Raw genomic sequence first — 7907 nt, 5'->3', positions numbered from 1 at the left:
CTGGTGACCAGGACAATAGGAGCCCGGTGACGGGAGACTGTCACGCCGGGATCTGTGGGAGCCCGGGGGTGAAATTCCCCCGGGCCACCCGACCGCTGGTGTCTCCTCTCAGTTGCCGTCGACAGGCTGAAGGTTGCCGATCTTCACGGGAAGTACACAGATCCGCCCGCCGTCCAGGCGACACCCGCCGGCCGGCGGTCAGACCGAGCGAGGGTACGTGTCCGTCAGGGGACGCTGAACGGCGCGGGCCTGTGGCCTCGACGCGGAGCTCGTACACGCCACGCGATCCTGCGCCCCGTGTCGTTCGAGCACAAGGCGGGCCGTACGCGCCATGGCCTCGTCGACCATCTCGCCCTGGAATGTCACGGCGCCCGTCCCTTCGTTCTGTGCCGCCTCGATCGCCGCGATCAGCTCTGCGTAGCGGGCGAGTTCGGCGGGGCCGGGAGAGAACACCTCGTTGATCACGGGGACATGGGAGGGGTGGATCGCCATCATGCCCTCGTAGCCGAGGGAGCGGTTCTGTTCGGCGAAGGCGCGTAGCCCCGGCAGGTCGGTGATGCGCGTCCACAGTCCGCTGACCGGGCAGGGCACTTCGGCTGCCCTGGCGTCCAGCAGCACGCGGGAGCGCAGTGCCACCGTTTCGGTTCCCGCTGGGCTCCAGCGGTAGCCGACGGCGCGTTCCACGTCGCCGCCGGGGGCGGTGAGAGCGCCCAAGTAGGCGATACGTGAGGCGGCTTGGGCGATGTCGTAGGCCTCGCGCAGGCCACGCGCCGTCTCCAGCAGGGGAACCAGCGCGATGTGTCCCGGTGGCAGGCTCTGCTCCTGTTCGCACCAGGCCAGCAGCCGGTCGGCAAGTTTCACGTCCTGGGCGGAGCGGACCTTGGGAAGGACGACACCGGCGAGTCCGGGCCGTACGACCGCGCGTAGTTCCTCGGCCCCGGCCCAGTCGTTCAGCGGGTTGACACGGACGAACAGGGCCATCCGTCCCGCCTGCTCGGCCGATGTGGCGGCGGCCTGTGCGACGGCGTCGGCCACCTGCGCGCGGGCGGCGAGCTTGTCCGCGGTGGGTACCGCGTCCTCCAGGTCGAGGATGGCCGCGTCGGCGCCGGCCGCCCGAGCCTTGGGCAGCCAGTCGGTTCTGGTGCCGGGGACGAAGAGCAGGGAGCGTAGCGGGGGCCGGCCGACCACTCTCGCGTCCACCTCGACAGGGATCTTCGAGGACTCCCTAGATGACATCGCTCTTCTCCAGGCCGGCCAGCTCGTCCGCGCTGAGTCCGAGCCACTGCCCGTAGACCAGGTGGTTGTCCTGCCCGAGGGCGGGGCCCGTCCGCCAGACCCGCCCGGGGCGCTGCCGGAAATGCGGGATCACCGCCTGCATGCGTACCGGACCGAGATCGGGGTCGTCGACGGTGACGATGTCTTCGCGTTCGGCGTACAGGGGGTCGGCGGCGATGTCCGCGGCGTCGAACACCCGTGAGGCCACGACTTCGGCACGGGCGAACTCCTCCAGGCACTCGCCGGTGTCGCGCTCCGCCACCCAGTTCCGCAGGTTCTCGTCCAACTGTTCGCGTCGGTCGTACTGTTGCTGAGCCGTGGTGAACTCCTTCTCGGGGAGTCCCAGCAGGCGGGCGATGTTGCGGACCGAGCGCAGCGTCGCGGAGGTCACCGTTATCCACTCGCCGTCGTGGGAGCGGTAGGTGTTGATCACGGCCCCCGGGGCGACCGCCAACTGGTTGCCGGAGCGTTCGGGTACTCGTCCCAACTGGTCGTGGACGATGACCTGCCACTCGACCAGTCGGAACAGTGACTCGAAGAGAGCGAGGTCGATCCACTCGCCGTCGAACCCGGGGTCGTGGTCGCGGCGGTGGAGGGCGGCGAGGACGGCGTAGGCGCCCATCAGGCCGGTCACGGCGTCGCCGTGCGAGAAGCCGGTGTGCACGGGCGGGCCGTCGGGAAAACCGGTCAGGTGGACGACTCCGCTGCGCGCCTCACCCACCTTCCCGAAGCCGGGGGCGTCCGCCTGTGAGGAGGTGGCGCCGAAGCCGGAGATCTGCAGCAGCACGGCCCGGGGGTTGATCCGGTGTACGGAGTCCCAGTCGAGTCCCCAGCTGCGCAGGCGTCCCGCGCGCAGGGTGACGATGACGACGTCCGCCCAGGCGACGAGCCGGTGGGCGACGAGTCGGCCGGCCTCGTGGTGCAGATCGAGGGTGACCGAGCGTTTGTTGCGGCCGGCGACCTTGAACCACAGGGGAACGCCGTCACGTTGGGGACCCATGGCGCGGGCCGCGTCTCCGGCGCCGGGGGGTTCCACGTGTACGACGTCGGCGCCTTGGTCGGCGAGCATCGAGCCCGCCAGCGGACCGGCCACCACATGGGCGAACTCGACCACTTTCAGCCCGCGCAACTGCCCGCTTCCGGTGGTGTTCCGCTCGTTGTCCGACACTGCTGAGCTCCCTTGCCCTGCCGTTCCGCGTGGATCCCGACAGCGTCGTCCGCGGTGGTACGGCGCGGCCCGTCGCCGTTGTGTTCAGACTGCCGGAGCCGAGAAATGCTTGTCGAGCAACAGAAGGCCATCAATCAATGCGAAAAACGCATGAGTGGGGGAGGGCTGGCGCGCTGCCTCAAGCCCACGAAACCCCGGGCGGAAGCGGACGCCCCTGGAGGCGGAACTCTTCGAGCGTCTGAAGGAACCGCTCCGTCACGGTCGGGAGCGTTCGCCGAGCGCGCAGCGCGATGTCCAGGCGCCGGTCCACCACGGGGTCCACCAGAGGACGGCAGACGACGGGTCCTGCACCCATCAGCGGGAGCACCAGGGCGGGCATCGCCGACACCCCGAGGCCGGCGGTCACCAGTCCGCCCACGGTCGCGATACTGCCCGCCTCGGCCGCCGGTGGCGCGTGCGCGTCGATCTGGGCGAACGCCGCGTCGGTGAGCCGGCGCACGCTCGAGTCGCGCCCGACGGCCAGGAACGGCTGACGAGCCAGGTCGTCCCAGGTGATCTCGTGGTGGTCGGTGAGCGGGTGGCCCACCGGCAGCACCGCGACGAAGCGGTCCCTGACCAGGGGGCGGTGCTCCAACTGTTCCGGCGGGTTACCGACGGTGGTGATCGCGAAGTCGGCGTCGCCGGACAGGACCCGGTCCAGTACCGACCGCTCCAGGCCGTCGAGGAGTCGTACCGCCACCTGTGGCCGCCGCTCGCGGAAGTCGGAGATCACCTGCGGCAGGAGCACCGCCGCGACGGAGGGAAGGGTGGCCACGGCGACCGTTCCCGACTCGCCGAGCAGGTATCGCCTGAGCTCCTTCATGCCCGCCCGGTGAGCGGTGACGATCTGCTCGGCGACACGCAGGGCCTCGACGCCCGCCGCGGTCAACTGCACGTTGCGGGTGTCCCGTTCCAGCAGCTGGACGCCCAGTTGTCGCTCCAGATCCGCGACCGCGCGGCTGAGCGATGACTGGGACACGTGCATCTCCGCGGCGGCCGCGGTGAAGCTCGCGGCCCGGGCGACGGCCGCGTATGCGGACAGTTGACGCAGGGTGGTGGCCTCCATGGCCGACGAGCATAAGGCGCCCTGCCTGAATTCATGCGCTTAACGCATGAACAGATCTCGGTTTGATGCTGGACACCGATCCGCCGGTGCTCCGAAACTCTCGCGTAACACCTCGGCCTGCCTCCCCCAGCCCAGTCCCGCCCAGTCCCGCCCACCGCCGGCCGCCGAGGGCCGTCCTCGAGAAAGCGAGCGCCGTCATGCTGGCAGCCCTGGGCTTCGCCACGATCGCCGTCCTCCTGCTGCTCACCATGACCAAACGAGCCTCGGTACTGGTCGCTCTGATCCTGCTTCCGGTACTGGCGGCGCTCATCGGCGGTTTCGCCGGCGATCTGGGCGAGCTGATTCTCGGTGGGCTGTCCAAGGTGGCCCCCACCGGCATCATGATCGCCTTCGCGGTCCTGTACTTCAGCCTGATGGTGGACGCCGGGCTTTTCGACCCCCTGATCCGCGGCCTGTTGCGCGCGGCGCGTGGTGACCCGTTGCGAATCACCGTCGCCACAGCCGTCCTCACCCTGTGCGTGGCCCTGGACGGCGACGGCGCCTCCACCTTCCTCATCACCGTCTCCGCACTGCTGCCGGTCTACAAGCGGCTCGGCATGAACCCCCTGGTGCTCTCCGGAGTCGTCTGCCTGGGCGCGGGCGTGATGAACATGGTCCCCTGGGGCGGCCCGACCGTACGCGCCATGGCGGCACTCAAGCTGGACAGTTCCGAGGTCTTCAACCCCGTGCTGCCGGCGATGGGCTTCGGCGTCGTCTGGGTGCTGGTGGCCGCGTACCTGCTCGGCCGCCGGGAACGCAACCGTCTGGCCGCGCTGTCCCCGCAGGGTCCGGCCGCGGACGTGCGCGAGGGCGAGGGCGAGGGCGAGGGCGAGGGCGAGGGCGAGCGGGACGATCGTGAGTCCGCGGCTTCGACGACGCTCACGGCGACCACGGAACCCGAGTCGAGTCGGCACGCCACTCCCGCGACGGCTGACGGGGAGCGTCAGGCCCTCCGAGCTCCCGGGGACGGGCCCGGCACCGTCCGGGTCCCGCCGCTGCCGCGAACCTGGCGGACCTGGCTGAACATTTTCAACCTCCTGCTCACCATCGCCCTCCTGGTCTGCCTGATCCAGGAAGTGATGCCGCTTCCGGTGCTGTTCGTCCTCGGGTTCGCGATCGCGGTGCTGGTCAACCACCCCACCTGGGAACAGCAACAGGCGCTGCTCGACAAGCACGCCAAGAGCGTGGTCCTGGTCACCACGATGATCTTCGCGGCCGGTGTCCTCACCGGGATCCTCACCGGCACCAAGATGATCGACGAGATGGCCGAGGCGCTCGTCTCCGTCGTCCCCGACTCCTTCGGGTCCCACCTGCCCGTCGTGGTGGCCGTCACCGGCATGCCGCTGAGCCTGGTCTTCACCCCGGACGCCTACTACTTCGGCGTACTGCCCGTACTCGCCGAGACCGCGCAGGGCTTCGGCACGGACCCGGCCGAGGTCGCCAGGGCTGCCATTCTCGGCCAGATGACCACGGGGTTCCCGCTCAGCCCGCTCACCGCGTCCACGTTCATCCTGGTCGGCATGAGCGGTGTGTCGCTCGGCGAACACCAGCGCTTCATCTTCCGCTGGGCCTTCGCCACCACCCTGGTCATGACCGCCGGCGCCCTACTGACCGGTGCGTTCCCCCTGTGACAGGTGACCCGGGCCCGAGCGGAGTCCCCGCCGGCCGCGGACTGCCCCGGCAGCCACCGCACATGCCGCTCAGACCTCCAACGCACCGCCAGCTTCCGGGAGTTCGGAGCAGGACGAGCACCTCCACACACCAGGCACCCGGTCCGGGTGCCCCACCGACCGAGACGAGGACTGATGAGACGGATCACCAGACGTACGGCGCTCGCAGTCACAGCAGGTGCGGTCGCGGCGCCGGCCGTGAGCACGGCAACCGCCTCGGCCGCCGGCGCCACGACAGCCACATCCCAAGAACGACAAGTGACCTCCGGGCGCAATCCGGTCCTGCGAACGGACCTCGTCACGCAGGTGACGCCGAGGAACAACTGGCTGGTGACAGCCGTCGCCCTCCAGTACTCGCACCGCATCGACCTGCGCGGCGGGGTGATCCCGCCCTCGGCTTTCCAGGTGAAGGCCACTGTGGGCGGACAAACGGCGGCTCGTACGGTCACCCGGGTCTACTCCAGCAGCACAGCCGAGGTGGACGACCGATCTCACCCAGGCCGGCCGGGGGACCGCCTGATCATCGAACTCGACCCGAACGACCCCAACGCACGGGCCGCGGGCACCGACCCCCTTCCGCTCGACCGCGCCTACTCCGTCAGACAAGTGGCGGACGTGCACGCTCCGGAAGGTGAACCAGTGCTCAGGGCCGGTCCGTTCGCGAGCCGGAACGACGACGTCATCACTCCCGTGGCCGATGACTTCGCCGCCGGTTCCTTCACCGACTCCGCAGGTTTTGAACTGGACTTCCGGCTGTACCAGCCCGAGGGATTCGTACGGAACCCGCAGACGCACAAGCGGTACCCACTCGTCGTCACCCTGCACGGCGGTGGCGAAGTCGCCGACAACAACATGACCCAGCTGACCTCCAACCGGATCGCGGTCACGTTCGCCAAACCGGAACGACAGCGCCGCGACCCCGCGTTCGTCCTCTCTCCGCAGATCCCTCTGCCCCGTCCCATGGACGGACCCGACGGCACGGACTGGACCGATGCCAAGGTCCAGGCCGCGCTGATCGAACTCATCGACACCTTCGTGAACGAGCTCTCCCGAAACGTGGACACAGCCCGGCTCTATCTCGTCGGCCTGTCCTCGGGTGGGCGCGGTATCTACAGCCTGCTGGCGAAGCGTCCCGAGGTGTTCGCGGCTGCCCTGCCCACGGCCGGCTGGGGCGACGCGGCCACCATGGACAGGATCACGCACATCCCGATCTGGGCCGACCACTCCGTCGACGACCCGGTCGTCCCCTACCGGGAGGGCCGGTTCGGCAAGCCCGGCACCTGGACACTGATGAACGCCCTGGAGACCGCCGGTGCCCGGGTCACCCGTGGGGAGTGGGCCAACGATCTGCCGAAGGCACAGTTCGAGGCCCGGTCCCGGGCACTCCTGCGGCAGGCCCGGGCGACGCGCAGTCACGTACTGTTCACCAGCTACCCGCCCGGAACGACACCGGTGAACCCACACCTCGCATGGGCCCAGACGTACGAGAACGACGTGGTCATCGACTGGCTCTTCGAACAGTCCCGGTAACAGCCGCACGCGGCACCCCTGTCCGGTTACCGCGCTCTCACCGTTATCCGGAGGTGGCGCTGACTCTGCTGACAGCCGGCGGCCGCCGCCGATCTGCTGTCCCAGGGCAGACCCGCGACCTCCTCGTCCACCGAGCACGCGTCCCGCGTATGCCCGCGCGTTCCAGATCCAGGCCTCCGGCAACGGCACCGCCTACGGCTACTCGCTGTGGGAGTTCCAGGTGTACGGCTCCGGTGGCGGCACCCCTCCGGGCAGCAGCATCCCGGACACGACGACCGCCTCCGTGGAGTCGACCAATGGGCTGCTCAATGTCTGAGAAACGCTAAGACACCAGGAGGAGCTGAGGACGATCCTTGATTGTTCCCGCAGCCCCTGTCCGCTGCCGTCCGCTCGTTCGTCGTGGAGGCCGCCACTGGCCAGACTTCTGCTGCGTGTAAGAGCTCCAGCGCCGGGTCGTGGGTCTGGTGCAGCCGACCGCCGGGCTGACCACGAGGCTGGAGGAGAGGGAAGCGGAGCCGGAGGCGGCCCGCGCGGCCAACCGGGAGCTGACCCGGGCGGTGAACCAGCGCGAAGCCGCCCGGTAGCTCAGGCGTGGTGGGACGGATGTTCGTCCATGTGGGCCTGAACGCACCTGCCGATCTCGCCTGACGGAGGCCATGGGCATCAACCGGCGCAGCATCTACGCCGCCTACGGCAACACAGGAGGAACCGGTCGGCCCACGGACTGGCCTGCCCGCATGCCCTCGCGGTCTTCGAGGGCGCTGATGGCGGTGGCGGTGAGGCTGTGGGTGATGTGGCCCCGCATCAGCTGGGCGGCTTCGGCGGCGCGGCCGTCCACGATCAGGGAGACCAGTTGGTGGTGTTCCTGAAGGTCCCGGGTGCGGGGCTCGTCACCGGGCGGGAGTTCGAGGCCGAGGCGCCGGTAGCGATCGGATTTGTCCCACAGGTCGTCCAGGAGACGGATGAGGACGTCGTTGTGCGAGGCCCGGTACAGCGCTTGGTGGAAGGCGCGGTGGGCCGTGAGTGCCTCTTCCCCCCATTGGCGGGTGACAGTGCACACGGCGGGCGAACACCTCGTCGAGGGCCACACCTTCCTGGACGAGCGCGTACGCGACGTGGC

7 protein-coding genes are annotated in these 7907 nt (G+C 69.5%); 3 read left to right on the top strand and 4 right to left on the bottom strand.

What is annotated here, in order from left to right; translation table 11 throughout:
- Positions 1 to 198 precede the first annotated feature (198 nt).
- From AB0I18_RS50980 to AB0I18_RS50970, 3 genes are all read right to left on the bottom strand, one after another.
- Complete coding sequence (locus AB0I18_RS50980) at positions 199 to 1236, bottom strand: CoA ester lyase (protein ID WP_363112706.1); 1038 nt, start codon at positions 1234 to 1236, stop codon at positions 199 to 201.
- Positions 1226 to 2443, bottom strand: coding sequence for a CoA transferase (locus tag AB0I18_RS50975; RefSeq protein ID WP_363112705.1), 1218 nt, complete (start codon positions 2441 to 2443; stop codon positions 1226 to 1228). The genes AB0I18_RS50980 and AB0I18_RS50975 overlap by 11 nt, the downstream gene beginning before the upstream one ends.
- Positions 2444 to 2621: 178 nt before the next feature.
- Entirely contained in the window at positions 2622 to 3548 is a 927-nt protein-coding gene (locus AB0I18_RS50970) for a LysR family transcriptional regulator (RefSeq protein ID WP_363112704.1), read from the bottom strand.
- A 197-nt stretch (positions 3549 to 3745) separates the two neighbouring features.
- Between AB0I18_RS50970 and AB0I18_RS50965 the strand changes: the two genes are divergently transcribed.
- The 3 genes from AB0I18_RS50965 (at position 3746) to AB0I18_RS50955 (ending at position 7371) form a co-directional block, all read left to right on the top strand.
- Positions 3746 to 5218 carry a citrate:proton symporter gene (locus tag AB0I18_RS50965; protein ID WP_363112703.1) on the top strand — a complete coding sequence of 491 codons (1473 nt, stop codon included), beginning with the start codon at positions 3746 to 3748 and terminating at the stop codon, positions 5216 to 5218.
- A 297-nt stretch (positions 5219 to 5515) separates the two neighbouring features.
- Positions 5516 to 6787, top strand: a complete 1272-nt coding sequence (locus AB0I18_RS50960) for a PHB depolymerase family esterase (protein ID WP_363112702.1) — start codon at positions 5516 to 5518, stop codon at positions 6785 to 6787.
- Positions 6788 to 7242: 455 nt separating this feature from the next.
- On the top strand, positions 7243 to 7371 hold the full coding sequence (locus AB0I18_RS50955; RefSeq protein WP_363112701.1) for a hypothetical protein: 129 nt from the start codon (positions 7243 to 7245) through the stop codon (positions 7369 to 7371).
- Between the two features lie 104 nt (positions 7372 to 7475).
- On the opposite strand, the gene AB0I18_RS50950 is transcribed toward AB0I18_RS50955, so the two are convergent.
- On the bottom strand, positions 7476 to 7907 hold a 432-nt coding region (locus AB0I18_RS50950; RefSeq protein ID WP_363112700.1), incomplete at its 5' end, for an FCD domain-containing protein.

Source organism: Streptomyces sp. NPDC050704 (assembly GCF_040654355.1).
Classification (GTDB): domain Bacteria; phylum Actinomycetota; class Actinomycetes; order Streptomycetales; family Streptomycetaceae; genus Streptomyces.
The sequence above is the reverse complement of the archived record's forward strand: the minus strand, read 5'-3'. Positions and strand labels throughout refer to the sequence as shown.

Excerpts from the sequence above, each read along its gene's own strand:
- AB0I18_RS50980 (WP_363112706.1), bottom strand. The coding sequence starts at position 1,236 with ATGTCATCTAGGGAGTCCTCGAAGATCCCTGTCGAGGTGGACGCGAGA.
- AB0I18_RS50970 (WP_363112704.1), bottom strand. The coding sequence starts at position 3,548 with ATGGAGGCCACCACCCTGCGTCAACTGTCCGCATACGCGGCCGTCGCC.
- AB0I18_RS50965 (WP_363112703.1), top strand. The coding sequence starts at position 3,746 with ATGCTGGCAGCCCTGGGCTTCGCCACGATCGCCGTCCTCCTGCTGCTC.